Origin of the sequence: Bacillus cereus group sp. BfR-BA-01382, from assembly GCF_022663475.1 — a bacterium.
GTDB classification, from domain to species: domain Bacteria; phylum Bacillota; class Bacilli; order Bacillales; family Bacillaceae_G; genus Bacillus_A; species Bacillus_A thuringiensis_S.
The window spans coordinates 69,348-94,381 of sequence record NZ_JAKUFQ010000004.1 but is presented as its reverse complement, the minus strand read 5'-3'; the positions used below and the strand labels follow the sequence as shown (position 1 = coordinate 94,381).

The following is a 25,034-nucleotide window of genomic DNA, read 5'->3' as shown; positions in this document are numbered from 1 at the left end:
CTTTTTTATTTTTATTTCACATGAACAACTAATTCGTTATTTTCTACATCGACAACTACGTGACTATTGTCAGTAATTGTTCCTGCAATTAATTCTCGCGCTAATTTCGTTTCCACTTGACGTTGTACGTATCGTTTTAATGGACGAGCTCCATACATCGGATCAAAGCCAGCTTCTACAACAAATTCTTTTGCTGCGTCTGTTAATTCTACTGTAATGTGACGGTCAGCTAAACGCCCTTGTAATTCTTTTACAATTTTATCAACAATACCTTTAATTTCATTCGTTGTAAGAGGTTTAAATAAAATAATTTCATCAACACGGTTTAAAAATTCAGGGCGGAAATGTCCTCTTAATTGCCCCATTACAAGGTCTCTTGATTCCTCTTTAATCGAGCCATCTTCTTCTAATCCATCTAGTAAATGAGCAGATCCAATATTTGAAGTCATAATAATAACTGTGTTTTTAAAGTCCACTGTACGTCCTTGCGAATCTGTAATGCGTCCATCATCTAACATTTGTAATAAAATGTTGAATACTTCTGGATGTGCTTTTTCAATTTCATCTAATAAAATAACGGAATATGGTTTACGTCTTACCGCTTCTGTTAATTGACCGCCTTCTTCATATCCTACATATCCAGGAGGTGCACCAATTAAGCGTGACACTGCGTGTTTCTCCATATACTCAGACATATCAATACGAATCATTTGCTCTTCACTATCGAATAAAGACTGCGCTAACGTTTTTGCAAGTTCTGTTTTACCAACACCCGTAGGGCCTAAGAAAATGAAGGAACCAATCGGGCGGTTCGGATCTTTAATACCAGCGCGAGCACGAAGAACCGCGTCTGATACTAAGCTTACTGCTTCCTCTTGTCCGATGACACGCTCTGATAAGATTTGCTCTAAGCGTAGTAATTTCTCGCGTTCACCTTCAACGAGTTTAGCAACAGGAATACCAGTCCAGCGTGAAACAATATCTGCAATTTCTTCTTCACTTACTTCCTCACGTAATAAACGATTTTCTTGTTTATTATGCGCGCCCATTTCTTCCGCTTCTTTTAACTCTTTTTCAATTGCTGGAATTTTCCCGTGACGAAGTTCGGCTGCTTTATTTAAATCGTAATTACCTTCTGCTTCTTCTAATTCACGGCGCAGACGTTCTAAATGTTCACGTAAGTCACGAACTTTGTGAATGTCTTCTTTTTCTTTCTCCCATTTCGCTCTCATACCACTTGCAACTTCTTTTAAATCTGATAGTTCACGTTGCAACGTTTTAAGACGTTCTTGGCTACCACGATCTGTTTCTTTTCCAAGAGCTGCTTCCTCAATTTCTAACTGCATAATACGACGCGTTACTTCATCTAATTCTGTCGGCATAGAATCGATTTCTGTACGAATTGTTGCACACGCTTCATCGACAAGATCAATTGCTTTATCTGGTAAGAAACGGTCCGAAATATATCGATCTGATAAAACTGATGCTGCTACAATCGCGCGGTCATGAATATTTACACCATGATAAATTTCAAAACGCTCTTTTAAACCACGTAAAATGGAAATTGTATCTTCAACAGTTGGTTCTTCTGCTAATACTTGTTGGAAACGTCTTTCTAACGCCGGGTCTTTCTCAATATATTTACGATATTCATCTAATGTCGTCGCCCCAATACAGTGTAGTTCACCGCGAGCAAGCATCGGTTTTAACATATTCCCTGCATCCATCGCACCTTCTGTTTTACCGGCGCCAACGATTGTATGAAGTTCATCAATAAATAATAAAATACGCCCTTCACTCTTTTTAATTTCATTTAATACAGCTTGCAGACGCTCTTCGAACTCACCACGGAATTTCGCACCAGCTACGAGCGCACTCATATCTAACGCGAAGATCGTTCTATCTTTTAGCCCTTCAGGTACATCTTTTTTCACAATACGCTGCGCTAACCCTTCAACGATTGCTGTTTTACCAACACCTGGCTCACCAATTAAAACAGGGTTGTTTTTCGTTTTACGTGAAAGAATGCGAATGACACGTCGAATTTCACTATCCCGGCCAATAACAGGATCAATTTTCCCTGCTCTCACTTCTGCCACTAAATCACGGCCATATTTTTCTAACGCTTCATAAGTTGCTTCTGGATTTTGACTAGTCACTCTTTGATTCCCCCGAACTGTCATTAAAGACTGTAATAAGTTATCTTTCGTAATATGAAATCTTGTAAATAATTGATTGATATCGCCTTTTTCTTCAGAAAAAGCAAGCAATACATGTTCCACTGAAATGTAGTCATCTTGCAATTTCTCTGCTTCTTTTCCTGCTCTTACAAATAGTTGTTGCAGAGCACCTGTTATATATAATTTGCCTACTTCTGCACCGCTTCCCGTTACAGAAGGCTTTTTCTTAATTAAACTTTCGGCGCCTTGCTTTAACGCTTCTATATCGACATTCATTTTTTGAAAAATACGCACTGCTAACCCATCTTGCTCTTCTAATAATGTAAACAAGAGATGAACAGTATCTACTTCTTGATGATGATGAGATACCGCTAAAGATTGGGCACTCATAATCGCCTCTTGTGTTTTTGTTGTCATTTGATTTAAGTCCATCTTTACAGCCCTCCAAACGTTTGACTTTCTTTGACCTTTGATTTAATTATACGCCAACTGACTTTTTTATACAATAAATTCGCCTATGCATTTTCAAACTTATTATTGGAAAAAGAAAAAAGGAGCATTCATTATGCTATTAAAAAAAGTACGATAAATGAAACTACATTATGTAACAACAAAAAAGCCGCAATAAAGATTGCGGCTTCTGTTACGGTTTTCTTTTATATGTCCACTGGCGGTTATGATTCGTGTTATCTGGAAACTTTTCACCGGCAGTTAATTGTACCATTTGCGGATTTTTTACCATACTTCCCGTTTCACCAATTTCTACGTAAATGCCATCATTTGGCGCTTTTTGTCCAGAACGAAACCTGCGATTTTGTCCCATCTTCATTCTCCTTCCATGACGTCTTGCCTCATTAGTATATCCATTTTAAAAGAAAGGTTTTCTGTCATGTTTAGGAAACAAGTACTACATCTCATTCTTGTACATATACATGAATGACACAAGCTTAGGAAGGAATTCCTTTCCTATCTGTAGAAAAAAAGAAACCAACCTACTCTAGGCTAGTTTCAAAGGAGAGTCAAACATATACGAGAAGATTACATGTTCATTATATGCCTCATCATACGAGCAATGTAACCCTTTTCACATTTTGTACATAATGAAAGAAACATTATTTGAACTTTCTAAAAAGATGTTGACTTTTCTTAATTTCCAACGAGAAATAGTAGACACCATAGTACTTCGCGACGTAAGATGGATATATAGTGAAACCTCCATCTATGGTGGTCTCACCCAGTCTAACCTCTTATTTCTGCATATTAAAAACGGAAATACAGATAGAAACAAAAAAATTATTATAAGAGGTGAAATTATGAACAAACAACATTTAATCGCATTAGACTTAGACGGCACTTTATTAACAGACAACAAAATAATTTCCACTCGAACGAAACATACAATTGCAAAAGCAAAGGAACAAGGACACGTTGTCGTTATTTCAACAGGACGTCCATTCCGCGCTAGTTATGATTACTATAAAGAACTAGGTCTGAATACACCTATCGTAAACTTTAACGGTGCGTACGTGCACCATCCTCTTGATTCAAACTGGGGTATACATCACTCTCCTCTTGAGCTAGCAACAGCGCAAGAAATTGTACGAGCTTGTTTTGATTTCGGCGTAAAAAATATATACGCTGAAGTTATGGATGATGTGTATGTTCGTGAAATTGATGAAGATAAAAAACACATTTTCGAATTCGGTTCTCCTAAGATTTTTACAGGAGACTTATTAAATATTTTAAATGACCATCCAACTTGCTTATTAATTGACGCACATGACGAGCATTCTACTGCAATTCGTCAACATTTAACTGATATGCATGCGGAAGTAATCGACCATAGAAAATGGGGTGCACCTTGGCCGATTATTGAAATTGTAAAAAGCGGATTAAATAAAGCGGTCGGATTACAAAAAATTTCTAGTCATTACAACATTCCACAAGAGCGAATTATCGCTTTCGGTGACGAAGATAATGATTTTGAAATGATTGAATTTGCTGGTCACGGCATCGCAATGGGTAATGCCATCCCTGAATTAAAATCACTCGCAAACCATACTACGTTAACGAACGAAGAAGATGGTATTGCTTTATATTTAGAAGAGGTTCTTGGGTTGTAATCTAAAAATTCCCTACTTATAGTTTCCTGCCAAATGCCCATACTATAAGTAGGCGCATAAGACATCGCGTCGATTGTTTTCAGCTAAATAAAGGGGGTTTTTCGAATGGGTAAAAAGAACAAATCAAAACGTTTTATCCAACAAGGAGCCGATGCTGTTATGAAGCATGATGCAAGATTCCCGTACAGAGGTACATTAGCTGAGGCAGAAAAGGCAAGAAGTAACTCTTCTTTTGGAGGGGTTTAAATGGGGAACTTACTATTCCAACAAGCTAGAGATGCTGTTGAAAATGCCGTATCTTGTTCAAGCGGTACTGAGCAACAAGATCTCGTATATAGAGCAAAAAATGCTTTGCAATCCGCTTACGCAAACTCTTCAACTGCTGAAAAAGTTCAGCTCCGTGAAATGCAAGAGCAATTGCAAAACATTACGAATGTACATTAAAAAAGAGGACCAACTTTGGTCCTCTTTAATCTTTCCGAAACAATCCGAACACCCCAACTGTTTGCAGTATATTTGTAAATGCACCTGGGTCCACTTGTTTAATAATCCTCTCCAATTCGTATAACTCGTAACGGGTAATAACCATCATTAACATTTCTTTATTTTCATTCGTATAAGCACCTGTTGCTGGTATCGTTGTAATTCCTCTTACTAATCGCGAGTGAATCGCCTTTCTTACGTCCGCCCCATTCTTCGTAACAATTAATGCTGTAATCTTTACATGACGAGTATGAATTGCATCAATAATTCTCGTTGATACATATAAAGTCACTAACGTATATAACGCTTTTTCCCATCCATATACATAGCCAGCAGCGATAATGATAATTGCATTAAAAAAGAAAAAGTATGTACCGACAGGCTTATCTTTTATTTTTGATAAAATCATGGCGATAATATCTAATCCACCTGTAGAAGCACCCCACTTTAAAGCAATCCCTACTCCAATTGCCGAAATAATCCCGCCAAAAATCGCATTTAATATAATATCATTCGAAACCGCTCTAACAGGGATGATTTCTAGAAACAGAGTCATAAATATAACACAAAGAAAACTAAAAAAGGTGAAGGCCTTTCCAACCTTTTTCCACGCTAAAATAACGACAGGAATATTAAATAAGCTAAACAATACTCCCGTAGATATGTGAATCGATAAAAAATCACCTAATATTTGTGATAATAATTGAGACAATCCAGCAAAGCCGCTCGCATACACTTTTGCTGGTGTTAAAAATAAATTCATCCCAATCGCGTTTAATAAACCTGCGATGATTACAACGATTAACTTCTTTATAAGTTCAGTATAATTCAACTTCAAATCCATTTCGAATCCACCTTTACCCTTCATAAATGCACCGCTATACATAGTCTTTACGAAAAAGGAAATGATAAACGTACAACGTTTAGGAATGGAGTTGATACATATGCCACATACGAGTGATAACGACAAAAAAGCACGCGATAATAATGCAAAACGCGCACAAAAAAATGAGCAAGAACAAAAAAATATAGAGCAAGGTAAACGTGCATACTCTAAAAAGACCGATCACCTTTGATTCCACCGTACATCAGCAATTATGTTGATGTACTTTTTTTACATTTCACAGGAAAAAACATTAAAAATTCACTTCATGTTCACTTCTATATTCTACAATAGCGATAACATATTCGGATGAGGTGTTGGCATGAGAGGGAAACAAATTTTCATTATTACTGCACTAATAAGTATATTGATGCTATCTGCTTGCGGACAAAAAAACGAATCAGCTACAGTCGCCACAGCAACAGACTCAACCGTTACGAAGGACGACTTCGAAAAACAGTTGAAAGATCGTTACGGAAAAGACATGCTATACGAAATGATGGCACAAGACGTCATCACAAAAAAATATAAAGTATCTGATGAAGAGGTAAATAAAGAAGTAGAAAAAGTAAAAAAACAATATGGAGATCAATTCAAAAAAGTATTAGAAAATAATGGTTTAAAAGATGAAGAGGATTTCAAAAATCAAATTAAGTTCAAACTTGCTATGAATGAAGCGATTAAGAAAAGCATTACAGAGAAAGACGTAAAAGACCACTATAAGCCAGAAATTAAAGCGAGTCACATTTTAGTAAGTGACGAAAATGAAGCGAAAGAAATAAAGAGTAAACTAGATGCTGGTGCTTCATTTGAAGAATTAGCAAAACAAGAATCACAAGATCTACTATCAAAAGATAAAGGCGGAGACCTTGGATACTTCAATTCAGGTACAATGGCTCCTGAATTTGAAACGGCTGCCTACAAACTAAATGTTGGACAAATTAGCAACCCCGTAAAATCATCAAACGGTTATCACGTTATTAAATTAACTGATAAAAAAGATTTAAAACCTTACGATGAAGTAAAAAAATCTATTCGCAAAAACTTAGAAGAAGAACGTATCGCTGACCCTATATTCAGCAAAAAATTGTTACAAGAGGAATTAAAAAAGGCAAATATTAAAATAAACGATAGTGATTTGAAAGATACATTTACTCTTGTTTCTCCACAAGGAAATTAAAAAAGCACAACCTTATTTTTTTAAAAATAAGGTTGTGCTTTTTAATCTTCTATCTTATTTCTTAAAGTAAGTCCAACCTTCTTCTTGGTAAACTTTTTCTTCTTTCATCAACTTACCAAGTGCGCGCTTAAATGCAGCTTTACTCATGTTAAAGCGTTCTTTAATATCTTCTGGATGGCTCTTATCCCAAAACGGCATTGCTCCGCCTCGTTCTTCCATATATGCATAAATTACTGCCGCATCGTCTTCCATTCCTTCTTCTTTACGAGGAAGAAGTGAAATGTTAATTGTACCATCATCTTTCACGTCAATAATACGGCCCGTTACACGCTCCCCGATGCGGACTTGTTCTTTTCTTTCTGTATGGTGTAAGAAAGCACGGAAATGCTCATCAGTTAGTACGAATGAACCAACTTGAAGAGAACGATATACACGTCCATTTACGTTTTTATTACGCATAGATGGCGTTGCATCTACGATAATTTCTTGCATATCACTGTCTCTTGCCGGAAGAGCAATTAAACGATCACGATTCGTTAATTTTAACGTACAATATAATTCGTCGCCTACTTCTGGCCATACCGGCATATAAATCGGGAACTCATCAGCTGGAATTAGTATATCTTTTGATACACCAATATCAACAAACACACCTAAACTAGGAATGACTTCTACAACCTTTACCCAGTTCCAATCATACGTTGTAATAATTGGCTCCTTCATTGTTGCTGAAATACGATTTTGGTGATCAAGGTATAAGAATACATCAATCGTATCGCCTTCTTCAATTTCTCCAGCTACTTCGTTTTTATGTAGGAAAATTTCTTCTTCTTCATTCCCAACCATATATCCAATTTCCGTTTCGCGTAAAACAGTTACCTGTTCAATCGATCCTATTTGCAAATACATATTTTTTAATTCCCTTCTATATATATAAAATTATCTTTTTTATCATTCCAAACAAAAGTTAATTATAACATGATTTTTCCTGTATTTGTCCAACTGCCCAAAATTCACTATAATAAAGTGAGGTTACATGAATATAAGTATGAAAACACTTAAGTCTAGACTCGTTTTCAGCTATACTTTAGTATGTACAGTACATAACAAGATTAGAAATTTATTTGGAGGTGCTAACTATGGCAAAAGATAGTTCTTTTGACATCGTTTCGAAAGTAGAATTACCTGAAGTAACAAACGCAATTAATATCGCATTAAAAGAAATCCAAAACCGATATGACTTTAAAGGAAGTAAAAGTGATATTAAATTAGAAAAAGAAGTACTAGTTTTAACTTCTGACGACGAGTTCAAATTAGACCAAGTAAAAGACGTTTTAATTTCTAAACTTGTAAAACGTAACGTTCCAATTAAGAACTTAGATTACGGAAAAGTTGAAGCTGCAACTGGCAACACTGTTCGCCAACGCGCAACACTTCAACAAGGTATCGATAAAGATAACGCTAAAAAAATTAACAACATCATTAAAGAAATGAAATTAAAAGTAAAAACACAAGTACAAGACGATCAAGTACGTGTTACAGCGAAAAGCCGTGATGACTTACAAGCAGTAATTGCAGCTGTTCGTAGCGCTGATTTACCAATCGACGTACAGTTCATTAACTACCGCTAAAAAGAAAACTCCTCTTAATTAGAGGAGTTTTCTTTTTAGTTTTGTAGAGACAATAATTACAAGAACAAGCCATAGAAAAAAGGCATCTGCGGTGAAAATTGCTAAGTGAACAGAGTCTAACTATACGAATACTTCACAAGTGAATGCATGATTAAACTAGGCCTTATTGTAGAATTTGTTTCATACATGCATTTAGCAGACCTTATTGAAAATAAAAAAAAAGACAATTTAAGACGTTTCCCCTTCGATTTGAATTACTTTTCTTAGTAATTACATCCTAGGCCAAAGTCATCTTAAAAATCGCTGTAACTTATAATTTCTCTTCCCGCCAAAACGTAACAATTTATGAGTATAAGAATATTTCCCAACCTTTAATATAATGTAAAATTAATAAGGATCTTAAAAAATGTTAATTAAAAAAGAGTTAGAAGTGGTTATATGAAGAAATTAATATTATGGTTTTTATTGGCCACATTCTCCCTAAATACTGTAGGATGTTCTAATAATACGAATACACTAACGGATAAGTCTAACTGTATCAACAAAGCTTGGTACAAAAAAACTATGTCATGTAATCATTTAAAAAACATTAAATAGTTAATGATAAAAGTCATAAGAAAAGACACATCAAAGTGCCTTCCTCCGACTTGAACCATCTTAATTTTAATCATATTTGGATGGAGTTAAAAAGAAGCATAAATTGTTAATAAAGATGCAGACTTCAAAATAAAAAAGTACGTTAAGGACACTCTTATATTAAACACTAATATTTTAGAAGCAAGTTTATAAGTATAAAACCTACAGGGATTTCCCCTGTAGGTTTTATTATATTTCAAGTGATTTCCAAATGAATTATGAGTGGCTTTTTTCAGTTTGATTTTCAAAATATTTTTCTTTAACCATTTTTATCAGAGTTTCTTTTTCTGTTAGTTCAAATATAAATAATGCTTTTTTCATGTTATTTGCAATATCTTCTTCATTCTGTTGTTTAAATCTTAATAAATTCCATCCTTTTAAATAGTACAGTTCACCTAATAAGTATAAAGTATTTAGATTAATAGCTAATTTGATGCCCTTATCAATGTATTTTACCGCTTCTTCATATTGATAGGTCATACCTAAACATTTCGCTAAATTAAAAATGATTTTTAATTTAATCGCTTTATCTCTCGGAAAATCTAACTTATTAAAATTAGTTAAACATCTTCCTAATATAGTAATACTTTTATCATATTCTTTATTTTCCGCATAAAATATAGACATTGTCTGCATAATATCTATTTCTCTTTCTGATAAAAAATCAACATTGGTTAAAGTTAGTTTTAATGCATTATTTAAAAGTTTTAAAGCAGTTTTTATGGATCTGTTCACCTCAAATACAGCAATTGCTTCATGCCATAGGAGAAATTGTTTATCTTCTTTTGCTTGGAAATTTTTTTCATCTTTCTCTTTTTTCACTATTTCATAAAGTTCTTTATATTGTTTTTGCTTTAAGCAATCTTTTATTACGTATTTTACATTTTCTACATATTTAAATTTTTTGTTTTGAGTTAATGCAAATATATTATTCGGGTCAATACCAAGTCTTTCTGATAATTGATATAACAATATACTAGATGGATAAATCATACCTTTTTCTATTTTGCTAATTTGACTTTGCGAACATATTCCATGACATAATTCGGATTGTGATATATTTTTTTTAATTCTAAGCTCTTTAATGGTAATACCCAAATCGTAAAATTCCATTTTCCCACCTACTATTTAGCACTATATTAGTATAAGAGTATTCTCTAATTTTTAATGTAATATAAAATTAATATAGTTGCAATTATCGTTCGTTCCAAAGATCTTTCTCTATCCGTATTGACACAAAAACAGGCTAGGAAAAAGACTTTCTCCCTAACCTGGAACCCCCTCTCATTAGAGAAGTTTTCATTTTCGTATCGTTTCTCTTAAGAAATTTCATATCAACAGAATAAACACTATTGCCCCACCGAACAAACAAATACAATAAGAAGACATGAACATAGAACGAGCAACTTCTCATCTACGTTTCCTTTTAACTGCAATTAAAAACGCAATAAATAATACATTCACACCAACGATTAAGGAGATAAATAACCAATTCACACCTGTTTCTCCGTTAACTTTATACACGTTTGATTCTTCACGCTTTAAAACGAGATAAAATCCCCCATTTTCCTCTCTTATAATTTCATCCTCTAACAATCCTCTTAACTCTTGTTTTTCACCAATCGTACTTGCAGGTAAGGAGACTTTTTGTGTTTCTTTCGTATTATTAATTGCTACTAAAGTTACTTCATTTTTATATTTTCGTTTTAGTATGCTCATCCCGCTATTATCATACAATAGCTCAAACGTACCGCGTCGTAAAGACGGTCTCGCCTGTCTAAGTTCACCTAGTTTTGTTATGTGCTGCATAAATTTTTCGTCTGACTTAAAATCCATTAATCGTCTATTATCGGGTACACTTCCTCCATCTAATGCAATTTCAGTTCCGTAATAAAAATTCGGAATTCCAGGTGATGTTAACAGATATGTAAGCGCCAGTTTTAAACGTGATGGCGGATAATACATATTTTCTTTTGCAATACGCGCATATCTTTTTGTTTCTTGATCATCTAAGAACGTAACAAATTCTCCTTCTTTTTTACTCACATCGTATAACGATTTCACCGATACATCCGCTTTGGAAAACGATTCTACTATTTTTTCGTTGTATTCGCTATCCTCCTTTGTCATAATACGAAAATCTTTCTTTATCACTTGCATATCTTTTTGCGCGTTATCCCAAAAGGAACGCGGCTTTTTTTCACTATGTATAACATAACTTCCGTCTAAATCAACTTCTTTTATCCACCATTTCATTGCGTCAATTACCTGTTGTTCGTTTTCTCCAAGCGGAAATTGAAATACAACTTTCATTCCTTTTGCCTGAGCTTCTTTTACAAGTTCTTTCACATCATTTTCTGTCCCGAAATGTTCATTTACCTTTTTAAAATTTCGCACGTCTAATCCATCGTACTTTCCACTTTCAAAAAGTGGCGAAAGCATAACGGTAGTAAAACCCATTTCTTTTATGTAATCCAACCTTTTTATAATTCCTCTTATATCCCCGCCTTGATACCCTTCTAAATTACCAACTTCTAACTGTTTGTCATTTTTCGGTTCTCCATTATTGAAGCGATCAATCATAATGGAGTATATAACCTCATCTCGCCACTCTCTTTTTTCGTCTGCAAAAGTATGTATTGGTACAAACAAAACAACAGCTAAGCAAAAACAAATGAATAGTTTCCTAGTCCATATTTTTCCCACACGCATCCCCCAATTTTTTAATTGTAAGAATATTATACCAATTATCCAAGTGAAACGCATATGCCGATTTCAATCCTCACAAAATAATCTATGTTAGATTTTATGACATCACGTATATAATTTTCTGAATTTTTAGTTGATTTTTAGTTTTATTTCGAATATGATATGAAACATAACAAATAGATGTTATTTTTTCTAACATTCTAGGAGGAGAGATCATGAATATGGGAGATACGGTTTTTATGTTTGTGACGACAGTAATGGTCATGTTGATGACACCAGGATTGGCACTTTTTTATGGAGGTATGGTTCGTAGCAAAAACGTACTCAGTACAACGATGCATAGTTATAGTGCAATGGCTATCGTTTCGATTCAATGGATTGTTATCGGCTATTCTTTATCATTCGGGCCAGATTGGCACGGACTTATCGGTACACTTGATTGGTTCGGTCTAAACGGAGTTACCTACGCACCAAATCCAGACTACTCATCTACTATTCCTCACAATTTATTTATGATGTTTCAACTCATGTTCGCCATTTTAACTCCAGCTTTAATTTCAGGTGCATTCGCTGAAAGAATGCGATTTTCTGCCTTTCTTATTTTTATCCTTCTATGGACAACAATCGTTTACAATCCTGTCGCTCATTGGGTATGGGGCCTCGGTGGGTGGCTAAGGGAACTTGGTGCACTAGACTTCGCTGGCGGAAATGTCGTTCACATCACTTCCGGAGTTGCCGGTCTTGTATTAGCTATTTTCCTTGGAAAACGAAAAAACATAAATGGTTCTTCTCCTCACCATTTGCCATTTACAATGTTAGGCGCAGGCTTATTATGGTTTGGCTGGTTCGGTTTTAACGTTGGCAGCGCATTATCCTTAAACGACGTAGCTTTAACTGCATTTATTAATACAAATATAGCCGCTGCTGCCTCTGCTCTAACTTGGATGCTTTCTGAATGGTTCTTCCAATCAAAACCGACCGCGATGGGAGCTGCTTGCGGAGTTGTTTCTGGTCTAGTAGCTATTACACCAGCCTGCGGGTTCGTTACACCTTTCTCCGCCCTTCTTATCGGAGCAATTGGTGGTATAATATGCTTCGGCGCCGTTTTCTTCCTAAAAACAAAATTCGGGTATGACGATACACTTGATGCCTTTGGATGCCACGGCATCGGAGGAACTTGGGGCGGTATTGCAACAGGACTATTTGCAACTACTGCCGTAAACGGGGATGGCGCAAACGGATTATTTTACGGAAATGCCGCGTTACTGTTTAAACAACTTATAGCGATTGGCGCAACATATGCATTCACGATCATCATGACGTATGCCATTATTAAAGCGATCAACTTCTTCCTCCCCGTTCGCGTCGATGAACATGAAGAACACATGGGTCTTGATATTTCAATGCATGGCGAGAAGGCTTATGAACATGCAGAGCGAGTAAACTAAAAAAGAGATGCAATCTATTGATAGTAGATTGCATCTCTTTTTTGCGTACTAGGCAACATACCCCACCTAGTATAAATGTAAATATATCAACGGTTTTTTGGATATATCAACGATTTTTCAAATATATCGATTGTTTCTTTCAATATATCAACGGTCCGACACAACATATCGATTTACAAACAAATTCCGACATAATTTACAAGCAAAATACCCCACATAACGTTATACAAAAAAGACGACCGAAACCCGGTCGTCTTTTCCTATTTATTTTGGAGCATTTCCTACATATTGCGTAATATCAACATTTAACGCCTGCGCTAAACGCATACCGTATTCTTGATCTGCACGGAAGAAGTTACAAACAGCTAGTAATTTCGTGCGTTCATTTACGTCTTTCAAGTCATTTGTTAAGTTTGCAATTAAGTTATCTTGCTCTTCTTTAGAGAATGAACGGTAACGCTCACCTGCTTGTTTAAAGTCATTTGGTTTCTCGATTTTTTCACGAGATACATAGCCTTCTACTTTCATAGTCGAATCGCGGTAAGCTTTGTCTTCAACTGGATTCTCTGCATGACGGCTCGGTTCGTAGTTGATTGTAGATGGGTTTTGATTCATTTGCATCGCACCATCACGTTGTTGATTATGAACAGCTGCATATGGGCAGTTTACAGGAATTTGCAAGTAATTTGCACCAAGACGATAACGCTGTGTATCTGGGTAAGAGAATAAACGACCTTGTAATAATTTATCTTCCGATGGTTCAATACCATTTACAGTTGCACTTGGAGAGAACGCTACTTGTTCTACTTCTGCAAAGAAGTTTTTCGGATTACGATTTAACGTCATTGTCCCTACTTCAATTAACGGGAAGCGATCTTCTGGCCATACTTTCGTTGGATCTAGTGGATCAAAGTCTAAAGAATCCATTTCATCTAGTTGCATAACTTGTACGTGTAAATCCCATTTTGGATGATTTCCTTTTTCGATTGCGTCGAACAAATCACGAGTTGCATGATTGAAGTCTTTCCCCTGCACTTCTTGCACTTCTTTCGCATTTAAGTTACGTACACTTTGCTGCGGTTTCCAGTGGTATTTAATATAAACAATTTTACCTTCTTCATTAATCCATTTAAATGAATGGACACCGAAACCTTCCATTTCACGATAGCTTGCTGGTGTACCATAATCAGAAAATACCCATGTCATCATATGTGTAGACTCTGGAGTTAACGTCATGAAATCCCAATAACGATCTGGCGTTTGAATATTTGTATCCGGTGCTGGTTTTAAAGAATGAACCATGTCAGGGAATTTAATTGCATCACGAATGAAGAAAACTGGTAAATGATTACCTACGATATCGTAGTTTCCTTCTTCTGTATAAAATTTAACTGCGAAACCGCGTGGGTCACGAGCTGTTTCCGGAGAACCTTGACCATGAATAACCGTTGAAAAACGAACAAATACAGGTGTTTCAGTTCCTTCATTTTGTAAAAATGCTGCTTTCGTATATGGCTTCATGCTATTTTTCGTTACGAATACACCGTGAGCACCTGCACCACGTGCATGCACAACACGCTCCGGAATACGTTCACGATCAAAGTGTGCAAGTTTTTCTACTAAATGATAGTCTTCTAATAATACTGGTCCACGACGACCAGCTGTACGAGAATTTTGGTTGTCTCCAACTGGAGCACCTTGGTTTGTTGTTAAGCGATTATTTGGATTCATCTAGGGGGATCCTCCTCTTTCTTTCATGGTAATTATTATTAATTTAAAATTATTATAAATTAATTATTATTTAAAACTAAATCTTTGTCAACTATTTCCTTCACTTTTTTGGAAACAATTTCAGCCAAACAGTCGATAAATGCAGATTGTGCATTCGGCATATTTGGTCTAAAATATTTAGCATTTAATTCATCAGTTACAACTTTACATTCATAATCATTGTCATATAAAACTTCTAAATGCTCTGCCACAAAGCCAACTGGGCAATATATGAAAGATTCGTACCCATGCTCTTCATATAAATCTTTCGTTAAATCTTGCACATCTGGACCAATCCACGGATCTGGAGTATTCCCAGCACTTTGCCAACCCGTTGTATAGTTTTGAATATTGGCAGCCCCCGCAATTAAATCTGCTGTATGCTGCAATTGCTCCACATAAGGGTCCCCTGCTGCAATAATTGTTTCTGGCAAACTATGCGCCGAAAAAATTACAACTGTTTTCTCTTTATCTTCAATCTTTGTAAATGTTTCTTTTATTTGATCTGTCCAATACGAAATAAACTTCGGTTCATCGTACCATTGTTCAATTGGTTCAATCACAGGACCACCGATTTCTTTTGAAAGACGAATAGCACGGTCATTATACGCTTTAATGCTAAATGTAGAATAGTGCGGTGCTAATACGATACTAATCGCCTGCTCAATTCCATCTCGCTTCATTTCTTCTACAGCATCTTCTATAAATGGCGCAGTATGTTTTAAACCTAAGTAACAAGTAAATTCATACTCTGTAAATATGTTATTCATTGAATCTGTTAATTTATGCGCCTGCTCTTTCGTAATTTTTGCAAGCGGCGAAATTCCACCAATCGCTTTATAGCGCCCAATTAAATCTTCAAGCGCTTCTTCTGATGGCTTACGTCCGTGACGGATATGTGTATAATATGCCTCTACATCGTCTAATGATTCTGGTGTTCCATACGCCATTACGAGTAAACCTATTTTTTCCTTTGTCATCTATATAACACCTCAATTTTATAAATGAGAATCCTTTTCAGAACGTGTGTTTCAAATTATAACAAGTAATAATAAGTACGTCAAAATAATAATTCTAATTAAGTATTATTTATAAGGTGATTTTGAATTTTATATGACAATTTCTTTAATAAAAGCGACTTACATAATCGCAAGCCGCTTTTCTCCTATTCTTTAATATTTACCCCATACTCTTTAAACCAAACATGAATTTGTGCTAAATGAGCTAAAAGCTGTGGCCCAGTCATCAATTGACCAAACCACGGTGTTTGAAATGCACTGCCACCAGACTGAATCAATCCGCTCAACTGCTCTTTATCAAATAGTTCGTGTAAAATTGAACCTTTATCTGTTAATAGATTTTGAAGCCATACCGTTACTGCCTTTGTATAGTGTGGATTGTGCGTTTTCGGATAAGGACTCTTCTTCCTATATAAGATGTCATGTGGGAGTACATCTTCTAACGCTTTACGTAATAGACCTTTTTCGCGGTTTTTATACATTTTCATTTCCCAAGGAATATTCCACGCATATTCGACAAGACGATGATCTGCAAATGGAACGCGTACTTCTAAACTTGCCCCCATACTCATACGGTCTTTTCTGTCTAATAATGTTGTCATAAACCATACCATATTTAAATAAAATAATTGGCGTCTTTTTGCTTCTAGTGGACTTTCCCCCTCTAAAATAGGAACTTCTTGAATCGATTCCTCATAACGCCTTTGTACATATTGTTGTAAATTTAGTTTATTTCTCCATTCTTTTTTTAGAAGTTGTTCACGTGCCTCTGTAGAACGCATCCACGGAAATGCACTCGATTGTAAATCATCTTCTCTATAAAACCACGGATATCCACCAAATATTTCATCTGCACATTCTCCAGATAAGCCAACGACAAAATCTTGTTTAATTTCTCGGCAAAACCATAATAATGACGAATCGATATCTGCCATACCAGGCAAATCACGAACGAGTACCGCTTCAGTTAAATACTCTGCTAATTGTTCATTCAAAATGACGCAGCGATGATGGGTTGTTTGAAATGTCTCAGTCATTAAATTAATAAACGGAGCATCTGAATTTGGCTGAAACGCATTCGCTTTAAAGTATTTGTCATTATCTTCATAATCAACAGAATATGTGTGTAATTGCCCTTTTCCTGACCTTGCATATTCTTTCGCAGCAATTGCTGTTATAGCGCTCGAATCTACACCGCCTGATAGAAAAGTACATAGTGGTACATCAGAAACGAGCTGCCTTGTAATCGCATCTTGTAATAAAAAGCGTGTTTTCTCTACTGTTTCTTCAAAGGAGTCTTCATGTTTTTTACTTTCCACATTCCAATATCTCCATATACATAAACCGTTCTTTGAAAATGTCATCGCATGACCTGGACGTAATTCTTTTATACCAGCATAAATACCGTGGCCAGGTGTTCTTGACGGTCCGAGTCCGAATATTTCTGATAATCCTTCTAATGTTACTTCTGCCTTCACATCTGGATGCGACAATATCGCTTTTAACTCCGAACCAAATAATAAGCGTCCGCTATCATATTTATAAAAAAGTGGCTTTACACCTAATCGATCTCTCGCAATAAATACTTGTTCTTTCTGTTCGTCCCATACTGCAAACGCATATATACCGTTTAAATGATCGACACATTCTTCTTTCCATTCAATATAAGAAGCTAATAATACTTCTGTATCAGAATGACCTTTGAACGTATATCCTCTTCTTAATAATTCCTTTCGAATGTCTTCTGTGTTATAAAGTTCACCGTTATAACAAATGGCATAATTCGTTTCATCTTTTAAACAAGTCATCGGTTGTTTACCACCCTCAGGATCAACAACGATTAACCGTTTATGCCCAAATGCGACATTACCTTTAATCCAAACTTTATTATCATCTGGACCGCGTTTCGCTAACGTCTCAGCCATCTTCGTAACGACATCTCTTTCTCCTTCTAATGAGCGTTTATAATCCACCCATCCTGTAATCCCGCACATATAAATCATCCTTCCATCTTATTTCTTTTCTTGAACGTGCAGTAATCCCCACCCTGTGAGTGCGGATCAAAAAAATGACAAACTTGACGATAACCTACTATCCACATTTGGAATAGCATTCTCACTCAGTAAAACGTGTTTTATTGTATGCCCACCTATGTTTAGATGTGTCTAGTTATAAAGAATGCACGAACTGTCTATAACAGGAATAACTACTTTTCATAAAGGAGAAATCGTGTATGATACAACGTAAACATATTTTATATAACCAGCCCCGTGCTCATACAGTCGGTAATGTAGAATATATAAACAATGAATGGGTATTCTTTGATGATGAAAATGATGAAGCGTTTTTATTAGAAGATATTGCCGAAGATGGGTTTGAAGTTTTATATAATAACAATTGGCTACCAGCCCGTTTCTATGAACAAGATGTATTACAAATCGCCAACGAACAACACCATTTGCAAAATGGTGAAATGATACGTATTCGAAAAAAGTTACTTCTTAGTTATAATGAATGGCTCGAGGAATTACCTGACTCCGTCTTCACATTATTAACTGAATCATTGCAATCACTTCACTACTCTTTATATGATTGCATGTATTGTCATAATTATTTATCTTTCTTACCGAAAGAGGAGTCACGCGAAGGAGTAAATATTCTTTTGTTTGATAACGAAGAGATGATTTGTACACTGCAGCACCATTTCGTCCGTCACACTACATCCAATAAAAATATGTTCCGTTTTACGAAAGTAAATGGGGAAGAGTTGCATATCGATGCGACATAAAGTGAAACTTTAATCAGTGGGGCAGCCCCACTGATTATTAGCCTTCACCAATCGGGTGTTTACGAGCAGTTGATCTCCCGCCTAACTTCTTTGCTTAAGCTGAATTTTGAGGTGGAAGTTTTACTGCCAGTTAATACGGGATAACGTAAAAAACCACCTTATCTCCCAAGTCTTTGAGATTATAAGGTGGTTTTATTTTTTATTAGAATACTTTCCAGCCAATCGGTAATTTCAGCCCAAGGTAAAATACTGCTACTAGCGCAACAATAAATACGCCCCAAACCGCCCCTGTTGGTTTGTTTTTGCTCATTTTCACAAGAACCATTTCCATTCCACCGATAACTAAAATACCAGTTAACATTTTTAAGCCATACCACATGTGCATGCTACCTGTTGCTGTCTTCACAATACTCATGTACAACATGAAGCCTGTCACAATAATGATGATATACATTAGGCGAAGCCCCATATGTACACCTTTACCTTTTCTTCCTGCTGAATAAAGTGAATACGCAACGAAGAATAAAATTAAACCTAACGCCCATGCTGTAATATGCATATGTACCATCGTATCCCTTACCTCCTCTTTTCACACTTTTTCACTCTATATGATAACATGTTCATTTATTTTCAGGAAATGTTTCGCTTTTTTACATTTAAATGATATAATATTTAGAGTATTTACAAACTTCTTGTAATAACAAAAGGGGGAACAATCATGATTCAAACTAAGGATATTATCGAACTTACAGACACATACGGAGCAAATAACTATCACCCACTTCCAATCGTTATTTCTAAAGCAGAAGGTGTTTGGGTAGAAGATCCTGAAGGAAACCGCTATATGGACTTATTAAGTGCATATTCTGCAGTAAACCAAGGTCATCGTCACCCGAAAATTATTAACGCTTTAATTGACCAAGCTAATCGTGTTACGTTAACTTCTCGTGCTTTCCATAGCGATCAATTAGGTCCTTGGTACGAAAAAGTTGCGAAACTAACTAATAAAGAAATGGTACTTCCAATGAACACAGGTGCTGAAGCTGTTGAAACTGCAATTAAAACAGTTCGCCGCTGGGCTTATGATGTGAAGAAAGTAGAAGCAAACCGTGCTGAAATCATCGTTTGTGAAGATAACTTCCACGGACGTACAATGGGTTCTGTTTCTATGTCTTCAAATGAAGAGTACAAGCGTGGATTCGGTCCAATGCTTCCTGGCATCGTTGTAATTCCTTACGGTGATTTAGAAGCATTAAAAGCCGCAATTACACCAAACACAGCAGCATTCATTTTAGAACCGATTCAAGGTGAAGCTGGAATTAACATCCCACCAGCTGGTTACTTAAAAGAAGCTCTTGAAGTATGTAAAAAAGAAAACGTTTTATTCGTAGCCGATGAAATCCAAACAGGCTTAGGCCGTACTGGTAAAGTATTCGCTTGTGACTGGGACGATGTAACTCCTGACATGTACATACTTGGTAAAGCACTTGGTGGCGGTGTGTTCCCGATCTCTTGCGTTGCAGCAAACCGCGACATTTTAGGTGTATTTGAGCCAGGTTCTCACGGTTCTACATTCGGCGGTAACCCACTTGCATGTGCTGTATCTATCGCAGCTCTTGAAGTGTTAGAAGAAGAAAAATTAACAGAGCGTTCTCTTCAATTAGGAGAAAAATTAGTTGGGCAATTAAAAGAAATTGATAACCCAATGATCACTGAAGTTCGCGGTAAAGGTTTATTCATCGGTATCGAATTAAACGAGCCAGCTCGTCCTTACTGTGAACAACTAAAAGCAGCTGGTCTACTATGTAAAGAAACACACGAAAACGTAATTCGTATCGCACCACCTCTAGTAATCTCTGAAGAAGATTTAGAGTGGGCATTCCAAAAAATTAAAGCTGTATTATCATAATAATAGAGAGGTTGTCCGGCATGTTGGGACAACCTCTTTCTTTTTATATTCATTTATATTAAGATAAAATCGTAATTTTCTGTATTTTAAAATCGTAAAGGAGGTGCGATATGCTATTAAGATACGGTAAACAGATTAACTATTTAGCTACATCTTTTATTTTAGTTACATTCTGTGGCTTCCTACTTTCCACAACATGGCTTACTCACTACTCAACTCCTACTACATTCACACTACTGAAAGCATCATTTTGGACTGCTGTTATTCTTACTATCATTGGTTTTGGACGAGAAAAAAGTGCACTTACGGTTATACTATTTGGCATTTGTACACTTGCATTCATTGGCCTTTACACTTTTTCCGTTATCGATTACCTCTATAACCCAAGGCCATAAAAAAGAGCTATCTTTTAACAAGATAGCTCTTTTCTTTATTTCACTACATTTCGCAAAGTACCAATTCCTTCTATTGTAATGACCACTTCATCACCAGCATGTAAAAACTTCGGTGGTGTAAAACCTTTTCCGACACCAGCCGGGGTTCCTGTTGCGATAATATCACCTGGTTCTAAAGTCATTCCTTTGCTTATCGTTGAAATAATTTCTTCTATCGAAAAAATCATTTTATTTGTGTTGGAAGTTTGCCTTACTTCTCCATTTACTACCGTTTCAATGTGTAATGCATTCGGCGCATTAACCACCGATTTATGAATTAAATACGGTCCCATCGGGCAAAATGTATCGAAGCTTTTCCCAAGGAAAAACTGTTTATGTTTTCTTTGAATGTCTCGAGCTGTTACATCATTTATAATCGTATAACCAAAAACATGCTCAAGCGCTTTTTCTTTTTTAATTTGCTTCCCTCGCTTACCTATAATGACAGCTAGTTCTCCTTCATAATCTAGTTCGTCCGTTGCGTGAGGGTGACCATTAATTTGCTCATTTATGCCAATAACTGTTGTTGGTGCTTTCGTAAAGATCATTATATTTTCTGGAATAGACTCTACTCCGCCCATTTCTACCGCATGCTCACGATAGTTTTTTCCAACGCACAAAATATTCTTTCTTGGCCTTGGAATCGGTGCTAATATTTTCACCTCTGTTAACGGATAATACGCCGCTTCCCCGTTCTCTTTTGCCCAATTTACAATTTCACATACTTTCTCAAAGCACTCAGTCCCTCTTTCAATACACTCTAACATTGTAATAGGGATTGTAACCTTTTCCCCTTTTTGTCTTTGCGCTTCTCTTAAGTGTAATACCTTTTCTTCTTCTTCATCCACAATACCTACAAATACCTTTTCTTCTTTCTTCGCCGTTACAAAACGCAATATTTCCACTCTCCATCCTAAAACTCATACCCTTTAATTGTATTCGCATCCGCAAGAAAAAAACCTTCTCATGCACGCTAATTTTTACAATATTCTTCTCACATCCTATTCGTTACCCCTCTACATTTGGCATAAAATGTAGAATTTTTACTTTTTTTAGCGAAGGTATTTCTTTTTTATGGAGTTTTTGTATAATATGTACTACATATATACTAAAAATTTCATTTAGAGATGGAGCCGATTTCAATGTTTGAGCAAGCGATTGAAAAAAAACGTGAAAAAATGATTTATTTTGCTGAACGCTATGGAATGACTTCTCAAAAAACAGTGGATTGTAGCCAAGAACTGGACAGGCTCTTAAATGTAATTTGGCATGTACATACGGATTTTCACTCAAATCAAACACTCAACACACACACGCAATAATGTGTGTGTTTCTTTTATTTCAAAAAAACACACATTTTATCGGAAACGCCCATACAATAGTAGAAAAGAAAATTTTAAAAACGAAGGGTGTTTTGTATGCCAGCTATGGTCGGACATATTCGTATCGTCAATATTGGATCAAGTGGTATTTTTCATATTGGAGATGTATTTGCGATTAGGCCTATTAGTTACTCACGTGCTTTCGCCGGGGCCGGCTCTTTTAATGTTGGAGATAATGTTTCTGTCTACAATTATCAAAGTGCAACGACTGTTAATGATTCAGATGTCGTTGATCAAGCGATAATTGGTTCAACTTAAAGGGGGCGATTGTATTGAATTTTTACGTAAACCAAAGCATTATCATTAACAGCATTAAAATTGATAGCATTACAACCTCTTCTGTATTCCAAATTGGCACTGCCGGAAGTATTAAAGCCCTATCCAAATTTTCAAATACGGGCGGATTTACGGAGCCGCTTCGCCCATTACAGGCAAACGGACAAATTATTTCTATCAAACCATCAACTAGTTCTTCTTAAGACATCCTTGTCATAAATATATAGCAGGAATATTTTTACCCTCCCTATTGAAAAGGAGGTTTCACAAATGAATCAAGATATATATACTTACTTACACCAACTTCAACAAGCTCTTCAAACACAACAAGCAGCCATCCTCAATTTAGAAGATCAAGTGCGTCAACTCCAAGAAGAGCTTAACGAATTAAAAAATCGCCCCTCCTCTTCTGTAGGAAAAGTGGAATACAAATTCGATCAATTAAAAGTCGAAAATTTAAATGGCACTTTAAATATTGGCTTAAACCCATTTTCAGCAAAAGGACAACAAATTGAAGATTTTCAAGTGGATACAGAAACATTGAAGGTAAATCCTGAAACCGAAACAAACCCAGACTTTTATCAAGGTATCCTCCAAGAAATGCATCGATACTTAGATGAAGAAGCATATAATCGTATTCTCCATTTTGAACAAGAAGAGAGAACACCGCTTGATGAAATGTATCGACAAATGATGGTGGATGACATAAAAAAACAGATGGAGCATCGACTCCCTTATTATTTATCACAAGTTCAATCATATGAAGGTATTTCAACAGATCCAGATTATTTACGAGATATCATTATCCAGGCAATGAAACAAGATATTGACAAAGCCTTTCTCTCATTTATTCAGCACATACCGGGAAATTTCCGAAAGGAGTAAGTATGTATGAACCTTAACGTTGTAAACCGTGAGTTAAAAGTCGGACAGATTAAAATGAACGGTGTATCGTCGTCCGCACTCTTTTTAATTGGAGATGCAAATCTCCTCATTCTATCTTCTATTCTCGATACACCATTTGAAACAGTTACAGAGGGTCCATTTGTACCATTAGTAACAGATGTCCCTCCTACTCCAGGTTAAGGAGACTGAGAAATTATGTTGCATCATGTGTCCATTGTCCAAAATGTTTCTATTATTTCTTTAGGGATTACTGCCGTATTTCAAGTTGGAGATGCAAACCAAATGGAATTAAAAAGTAGAGCTCTTGCCGTCCACCGTGAAATTCCTTGTTATATAAGGGGAGAAGGTCGCTTTGATGCTTTTGAAATCTTTACAGATGAACACATTACAATTCCAAAACGAACGACAGATGTAAAATTAAATATTGTAAATGAATGCCCTTTTATTGAAGTTAATAATGTTGAATTGCGGACACTTTTAAATTCTGGTTGCTTTCAAATTGGAAATGTTGATTATGGTTTTAATAACTCTCGTATTATGCAAATCCGCCAATATATTACGGATGAACCTTCCGCACAATAATTCATATAGTAAGTAAAAAGCTTAGTAAAGTAGGTGGATGGTATGCCTTCGGTTGTAGGAAATCTCGTCGTTCAAAATAGTAACGGCTCTTTCAACTTAGGAGATTTTTATAACGTATCTCCGAAAGAAAACACGAAAGCTTATAACGGATCTGGGGCTTCCAATGTTGGATTTGTCGTAAATACGTTTAACGGTGTTAGTGCAACAAATACGTTTGATTCTGATGTGGCGGATCAAGATCAGATTGGAACAGCGTAAAAAAAGTAGGAGATATTCTCCTACTTTTTTCTTTTATCTAATTCAAAATTATTAAAATGAAATTTTAATAAGAAAGAGCTTTACTGTCCACAAATAGCAGTATAAACAAGTAAGTAGTAAAGAGGCACTATTTCATTTTATTTAAATGATAACCCTCTCTCCTCCAAAGCCTTTCTAAGCTTCGGCATAGACGCAGGTCCCATACCATGCAGTTTTAAAATCTCTTTTTCACTATACTTGGATAGTTCTTCTATCGTGTGAATTCCATGGTGCTCTAGCGCATTTCGTGCTGGTGATGAAAGAAGTGAAAGAAATCCTGTTTTAGGTTTCTTTTCTTTCTCACAAGTCGGGCAAGTTGGGCAATCGCTACTTTTGTAGTATTCATGTCCTTTTTCACAAGTTCTTAACGTTTTTTCCGTTACCATTTTCAAGCCCCT

At 35.9% G+C, this 25,034-nt stretch carries 29 protein-coding genes; 17 read left to right on the top strand and 12 right to left on the bottom strand.

What is annotated here, in order from left to right; genetic code table 11:
- Window positions 1-11: 11 nt before the first annotated feature.
- Window positions 12-2,612, bottom strand: coding sequence for an ATP-dependent chaperone ClpB (clpB, locus tag MR160_RS03245; RefSeq protein ID WP_000365378.1), 2,601 nt, complete (start codon window positions 2,610-2,612; stop codon window positions 12-14).
- 211 nt (window positions 2,613-2,823) lie between these two features.
- Window positions 2,824-3,003: a YjzC family protein gene (locus MR160_RS03240; RefSeq protein ID WP_000531422.1), complete on the bottom strand. Its 180-nt coding sequence runs from the start codon at window positions 3,001-3,003 to the stop codon at window positions 2,824-2,826.
- A gap of 490 nt (window positions 3,004-3,493) precedes the next feature.
- Between MR160_RS03240 and MR160_RS03235 the strand changes: the two genes are divergently transcribed.
- The 3 genes from MR160_RS03235 (at window position 3,494) to MR160_RS03225 (ending at window position 4,747) form a co-directional block, all read left to right on the top strand.
- On the top strand, window positions 3,494-4,303 hold the full coding sequence (locus MR160_RS03235) for a Cof-type HAD-IIB family hydrolase (protein WP_001041241.1): 810 nt from the start codon (window positions 3,494-3,496) through the stop codon (window positions 4,301-4,303).
- Window positions 4,304-4,408: 105 nt separating this feature from the next.
- A complete protein-coding gene (locus MR160_RS03230) occupies window positions 4,409-4,549 on the top strand; it encodes a hypothetical protein (protein WP_000516816.1) in 141 nt (46 codons plus the stop codon).
- Window positions 4,550-4,747, top strand: coding sequence for a DUF3813 domain-containing protein (locus tag MR160_RS03225; protein WP_000527408.1), 198 nt, complete (start codon window positions 4,550-4,552; stop codon window positions 4,745-4,747).
- Window positions 4,748-4,772: 25 nt separating this feature from the next.
- On the opposite strand, the gene MR160_RS03220 is transcribed toward MR160_RS03225, so the two are convergent.
- The gene (locus MR160_RS03220) at window positions 4,773-5,630 is read right to left on the bottom strand and encodes a YitT family protein (protein ID WP_000364431.1); all 858 of its coding nucleotides are present in this window, start codon (window positions 5,628-5,630) and stop codon (window positions 4,773-4,775) included.
- Window positions 5,631-5,730: 100 nt separating this feature from the next.
- Here MR160_RS03220 and MR160_RS03215 point away from each other — a divergent pair, with 100 nt between their 5' ends.
- Together MR160_RS03215 and prsA are read left to right on the top strand one after the other, a co-directional pair.
- Window positions 5,731-5,862 carry a DUF3941 domain-containing protein gene (locus tag MR160_RS03215; RefSeq protein WP_001120845.1) on the top strand — a complete coding sequence of 44 codons (132 nt, stop codon included), beginning with the start codon at window positions 5,731-5,733 and terminating at the stop codon, window positions 5,860-5,862.
- A 129-nt stretch (window positions 5,863-5,991) separates the two neighbouring features.
- On the top strand, window positions 5,992-6,849 hold the full coding sequence (gene prsA / locus MR160_RS03210) for a peptidylprolyl isomerase PrsA (RefSeq protein WP_001214385.1): 858 nt from the start codon (window positions 5,992-5,994) through the stop codon (window positions 6,847-6,849).
- 54 nt (window positions 6,850-6,903) lie between these two features.
- On the opposite strand, the gene MR160_RS03205 is transcribed toward prsA, so the two are convergent.
- Complete coding sequence (locus MR160_RS03205; RefSeq protein WP_000281261.1) at window positions 6,904-7,758, bottom strand: CvfB family protein; 855 nt, start codon at window positions 7,756-7,758, stop codon at window positions 6,904-6,906.
- A 230-nt stretch (window positions 7,759-7,988) separates the two neighbouring features.
- On the opposite strand from MR160_RS03205, the gene MR160_RS03200 reads away from it, so the two are divergent.
- Window positions 7,989-8,480, top strand: coding sequence for a YajQ family cyclic di-GMP-binding protein (locus tag MR160_RS03200; RefSeq protein WP_001040146.1), 492 nt, complete (start codon window positions 7,989-7,991; stop codon window positions 8,478-8,480).
- Between the two features lie 852 nt (window positions 8,481-9,332).
- On the opposite strand, the gene MR160_RS03195 is transcribed toward MR160_RS03200, so the two are convergent.
- Both MR160_RS03195 and MR160_RS03190 read right to left on the bottom strand, forming a co-directional pair.
- Window positions 9,333-10,229: a helix-turn-helix domain-containing protein gene (locus tag MR160_RS03195; RefSeq protein WP_000397873.1), complete on the bottom strand. Its 897-nt coding sequence runs from the start codon at window positions 10,227-10,229 to the stop codon at window positions 9,333-9,335.
- Between the two features lie 297 nt (window positions 10,230-10,526).
- A complete protein-coding gene (locus tag MR160_RS03190) occupies window positions 10,527-11,882 on the bottom strand; it encodes an alpha-amylase family glycosyl hydrolase (RefSeq protein WP_003309197.1) in 1,356 nt (451 codons plus the stop codon).
- A 158-nt stretch (window positions 11,883-12,040) separates the two neighbouring features.
- Between MR160_RS03190 and MR160_RS03185 the strand changes: the two genes are divergently transcribed.
- The gene (locus tag MR160_RS03185; protein ID WP_001055851.1) at window positions 12,041-13,273 is read left to right on the top strand and encodes an ammonium transporter; all 1,233 of its coding nucleotides are present in this window, start codon (window positions 12,041-12,043) and stop codon (window positions 13,271-13,273) included.
- A gap of 264 nt (window positions 13,274-13,537) precedes the next feature.
- Here the strand turns inward: MR160_RS03185 and katB are convergent, their stop codons facing one another.
- The 3 genes from katB to asnB form a co-directional block, all read right to left on the bottom strand.
- Entirely contained in the window at window positions 13,538-15,004 is a 1,467-nt protein-coding gene (gene katB / locus MR160_RS03180) for a catalase KatB (protein ID WP_001069166.1), read from the bottom strand.
- A gap of 59 nt (window positions 15,005-15,063) precedes the next feature.
- The gene (gene hemH / locus MR160_RS03175; RefSeq protein WP_000159538.1) at window positions 15,064-16,023 is read right to left on the bottom strand and encodes a ferrochelatase; all 960 of its coding nucleotides are present in this window, start codon (window positions 16,021-16,023) and stop codon (window positions 15,064-15,066) included.
- Between the two features lie 185 nt (window positions 16,024-16,208).
- Window positions 16,209-18,056 (bottom strand): asparagine synthase (glutamine-hydrolyzing), encoded by a 1,848-nt coding sequence (gene asnB, locus MR160_RS03170; RefSeq protein WP_242297056.1) that lies wholly within the window; start codon window positions 18,054-18,056, stop codon window positions 16,209-16,211.
- 239 nt (window positions 18,057-18,295) lie between these two features.
- On the opposite strand from asnB, the gene MR160_RS03165 reads away from it, so the two are divergent.
- On the top strand, window positions 18,296-18,850 hold the full coding sequence (locus MR160_RS03165) for a DUF2777 domain-containing protein (protein ID WP_000616051.1): 555 nt from the start codon (window positions 18,296-18,298) through the stop codon (window positions 18,848-18,850).
- A 202-nt stretch (window positions 18,851-19,052) separates the two neighbouring features.
- Here the strand turns inward: MR160_RS03165 and MR160_RS03160 are convergent, their stop codons facing one another.
- On the bottom strand, window positions 19,053-19,418 hold the full coding sequence (locus MR160_RS03160; RefSeq protein WP_242297055.1) for a YisL family protein: 366 nt from the start codon (window positions 19,416-19,418) through the stop codon (window positions 19,053-19,055).
- Window positions 19,419-19,568: 150 nt separating this feature from the next.
- Here MR160_RS03160 and rocD point away from each other — a divergent pair, with 150 nt between their 5' ends.
- Entirely contained in the window at window positions 19,569-20,759 is a 1,191-nt protein-coding gene (gene rocD / locus MR160_RS03155) for an ornithine aminotransferase (protein WP_000616660.1), read from the top strand.
- 110 nt (window positions 20,760-20,869) lie between these two features.
- The gene (locus MR160_RS03150; RefSeq protein ID WP_000926870.1) at window positions 20,870-21,154 is read left to right on the top strand and encodes a hypothetical protein; all 285 of its coding nucleotides are present in this window, start codon (window positions 20,870-20,872) and stop codon (window positions 21,152-21,154) included.
- 35 nt (window positions 21,155-21,189) lie between these two features.
- On the opposite strand, the gene MR160_RS03145 is transcribed toward MR160_RS03150, so the two are convergent.
- The gene (locus MR160_RS03145; protein WP_001213076.1) at window positions 21,190-22,089 is read right to left on the bottom strand and encodes a fumarylacetoacetate hydrolase family protein; all 900 of its coding nucleotides are present in this window, start codon (window positions 22,087-22,089) and stop codon (window positions 21,190-21,192) included.
- A gap of 246 nt (window positions 22,090-22,335) precedes the next feature.
- Between MR160_RS03145 and MR160_RS03140 the strand changes: the two genes are divergently transcribed.
- The 7 genes from MR160_RS03140 to gerPF all read left to right on the top strand — a co-directional run bounded on the left by MR160_RS03140 (window position 22,336) and on the right by gerPF (window position 24,597).
- Complete coding sequence (locus MR160_RS03140) at window positions 22,336-22,515, top strand: aspartyl-phosphate phosphatase Spo0E family protein (protein ID WP_000462848.1); 180 nt, start codon at window positions 22,336-22,338, stop codon at window positions 22,513-22,515.
- Window positions 22,516-22,611: 96 nt separating this feature from the next.
- Window positions 22,612-22,833, top strand: coding sequence for a spore germination protein GerPA (gerPA, locus tag MR160_RS03135; protein ID WP_001111188.1), 222 nt, complete (start codon window positions 22,612-22,614; stop codon window positions 22,831-22,833).
- A gap of 14 nt (window positions 22,834-22,847) precedes the next feature.
- Window positions 22,848-23,054 carry a spore germination protein GerPB gene (gene gerPB, locus MR160_RS03130; RefSeq protein ID WP_001012509.1) on the top strand — a complete coding sequence of 69 codons (207 nt, stop codon included), beginning with the start codon at window positions 22,848-22,850 and terminating at the stop codon, window positions 23,052-23,054.
- Between the two features lie 67 nt (window positions 23,055-23,121).
- Window positions 23,122-23,736, top strand: a complete 615-nt coding sequence (gene gerPC / locus MR160_RS03125) for a spore germination protein GerPC (protein WP_001070761.1) — start codon at window positions 23,122-23,124, stop codon at window positions 23,734-23,736.
- A 6-nt stretch (window positions 23,737-23,742) separates the two neighbouring features.
- Window positions 23,743-23,937, top strand: coding sequence for a spore germination protein GerPD (gene gerPD, locus MR160_RS03120; RefSeq protein ID WP_001052807.1), 195 nt, complete (start codon window positions 23,743-23,745; stop codon window positions 23,935-23,937).
- Between the two features lie 15 nt (window positions 23,938-23,952).
- A complete protein-coding gene (locus MR160_RS03115) occupies window positions 23,953-24,339 on the top strand; it encodes a spore germination protein GerPE (protein WP_000902327.1) in 387 nt (128 codons plus the stop codon).
- A gap of 42 nt (window positions 24,340-24,381) precedes the next feature.
- Window positions 24,382-24,597 (top strand): spore germination protein GerPF, encoded by a 216-nt coding sequence (gene gerPF, locus MR160_RS03110; protein ID WP_001141566.1) that lies wholly within the window; start codon window positions 24,382-24,384, stop codon window positions 24,595-24,597.
- Window positions 24,598-24,734: 137 nt separating this feature from the next.
- On the opposite strand, the gene MR160_RS03105 is transcribed toward gerPF, so the two are convergent.
- Entirely contained in the window at window positions 24,735-25,022 is a 288-nt protein-coding gene (locus tag MR160_RS03105; protein ID WP_000255717.1) for an RNA polymerase alpha subunit C-terminal domain-containing protein, read from the bottom strand.
- Window positions 25,023-25,034 lie beyond the last annotated feature (12 nt).

Bases quoted from the DNA above. Each gene is read 5' to 3' on its own strand.
- clpB (WP_000365378.1), bottom strand. From the start codon at position 2,612: ATGGACTTAAATCAAATGACAACAAAAACACAAGAGGCGATTATGAGT.
- MR160_RS03240 (WP_000531422.1), bottom strand. From the start codon at position 3,003: ATGGGACAAAATCGCAGGTTTCGTTCTGGACAAAAAGCGCCAAATGAT.
- MR160_RS03235 (WP_001041241.1), top strand. From the start codon at position 3,494: ATGAACAAACAACATTTAATCGCATTAGACTTAGACGGCACTTTATTA.
- MR160_RS03230 (WP_000516816.1), top strand. From the start codon at position 4,409: ATGGGTAAAAAGAACAAATCAAAACGTTTTATCCAACAAGGAGCCGAT.
- MR160_RS03225 (WP_000527408.1), top strand. From the start codon at position 4,550: ATGGGGAACTTACTATTCCAACAAGCTAGAGATGCTGTTGAAAATGCC.
- MR160_RS03220 (WP_000364431.1), bottom strand. From the start codon at position 5,630: ATGGATTTGAAGTTGAATTATACTGAACTTATAAAGAAGTTAATCGTT.
- MR160_RS03215 (WP_001120845.1), top strand. From the start codon at position 5,731: ATGCCACATACGAGTGATAACGACAAAAAAGCACGCGATAATAATGCA.
- prsA (WP_001214385.1), top strand. From the start codon at position 5,992: ATGAGAGGGAAACAAATTTTCATTATTACTGCACTAATAAGTATATTG.
- MR160_RS03205 (WP_000281261.1), bottom strand. From the start codon at position 7,758: ATGTATTTGCAAATAGGATCGATTGAACAGGTAACTGTTTTACGCGAA.
- MR160_RS03200 (WP_001040146.1), top strand. From the start codon at position 7,989: ATGGCAAAAGATAGTTCTTTTGACATCGTTTCGAAAGTAGAATTACCT.
- MR160_RS03195 (WP_000397873.1), bottom strand. From the start codon at position 10,229: ATGGAATTTTACGATTTGGGTATTACCATTAAAGAGCTTAGAATTAAA.
- MR160_RS03190 (WP_003309197.1), bottom strand. From the start codon at position 11,882: ATGCGTTTCACTTGGATAATTGGTATAATATTCTTACAATTAAAAAAT.
- MR160_RS03185 (WP_001055851.1), top strand. From the start codon at position 12,041: ATGAATATGGGAGATACGGTTTTTATGTTTGTGACGACAGTAATGGTC.
- katB (WP_001069166.1), bottom strand. From the start codon at position 15,004: ATGAATCCAAATAATCGCTTAACAACAAACCAAGGTGCTCCAGTTGGA.
- hemH (WP_000159538.1), bottom strand. From the start codon at position 16,023: ATGACAAAGGAAAAAATAGGTTTACTCGTAATGGCGTATGGAACACCA.
- asnB (WP_242297056.1), bottom strand. From the start codon at position 18,056: ATGTGCGGGATTACAGGATGGGTGGATTATAAACGCTCATTAGAAGGA.
- MR160_RS03165 (WP_000616051.1), top strand. From the start codon at position 18,296: ATGATACAACGTAAACATATTTTATATAACCAGCCCCGTGCTCATACA.
- MR160_RS03160 (WP_242297055.1), bottom strand. From the start codon at position 19,418: ATGGTACATATGCATATTACAGCATGGGCGTTAGGTTTAATTTTATTC.
- rocD (WP_000616660.1), top strand. From the start codon at position 19,569: ATGATTCAAACTAAGGATATTATCGAACTTACAGACACATACGGAGCA.
- MR160_RS03150 (WP_000926870.1), top strand. From the start codon at position 20,870: ATGCTATTAAGATACGGTAAACAGATTAACTATTTAGCTACATCTTTT.
- MR160_RS03140 (WP_000462848.1), top strand. From the start codon at position 22,336: ATGTTTGAGCAAGCGATTGAAAAAAAACGTGAAAAAATGATTTATTTT.
- gerPA (WP_001111188.1), top strand. From the start codon at position 22,612: ATGCCAGCTATGGTCGGACATATTCGTATCGTCAATATTGGATCAAGT.
- gerPC (WP_001070761.1), top strand. From the start codon at position 23,122: ATGAATCAAGATATATATACTTACTTACACCAACTTCAACAAGCTCTT.
- gerPD (WP_001052807.1), top strand. From the start codon at position 23,743: ATGAACCTTAACGTTGTAAACCGTGAGTTAAAAGTCGGACAGATTAAA.
- MR160_RS03115 (WP_000902327.1), top strand. From the start codon at position 23,953: ATGTTGCATCATGTGTCCATTGTCCAAAATGTTTCTATTATTTCTTTA.
- gerPF (WP_001141566.1), top strand. From the start codon at position 24,382: ATGCCTTCGGTTGTAGGAAATCTCGTCGTTCAAAATAGTAACGGCTCT.
- MR160_RS03105 (WP_000255717.1), bottom strand. From the start codon at position 25,022: ATGGTAACGGAAAAAACGTTAAGAACTTGTGAAAAAGGACATGAATAC.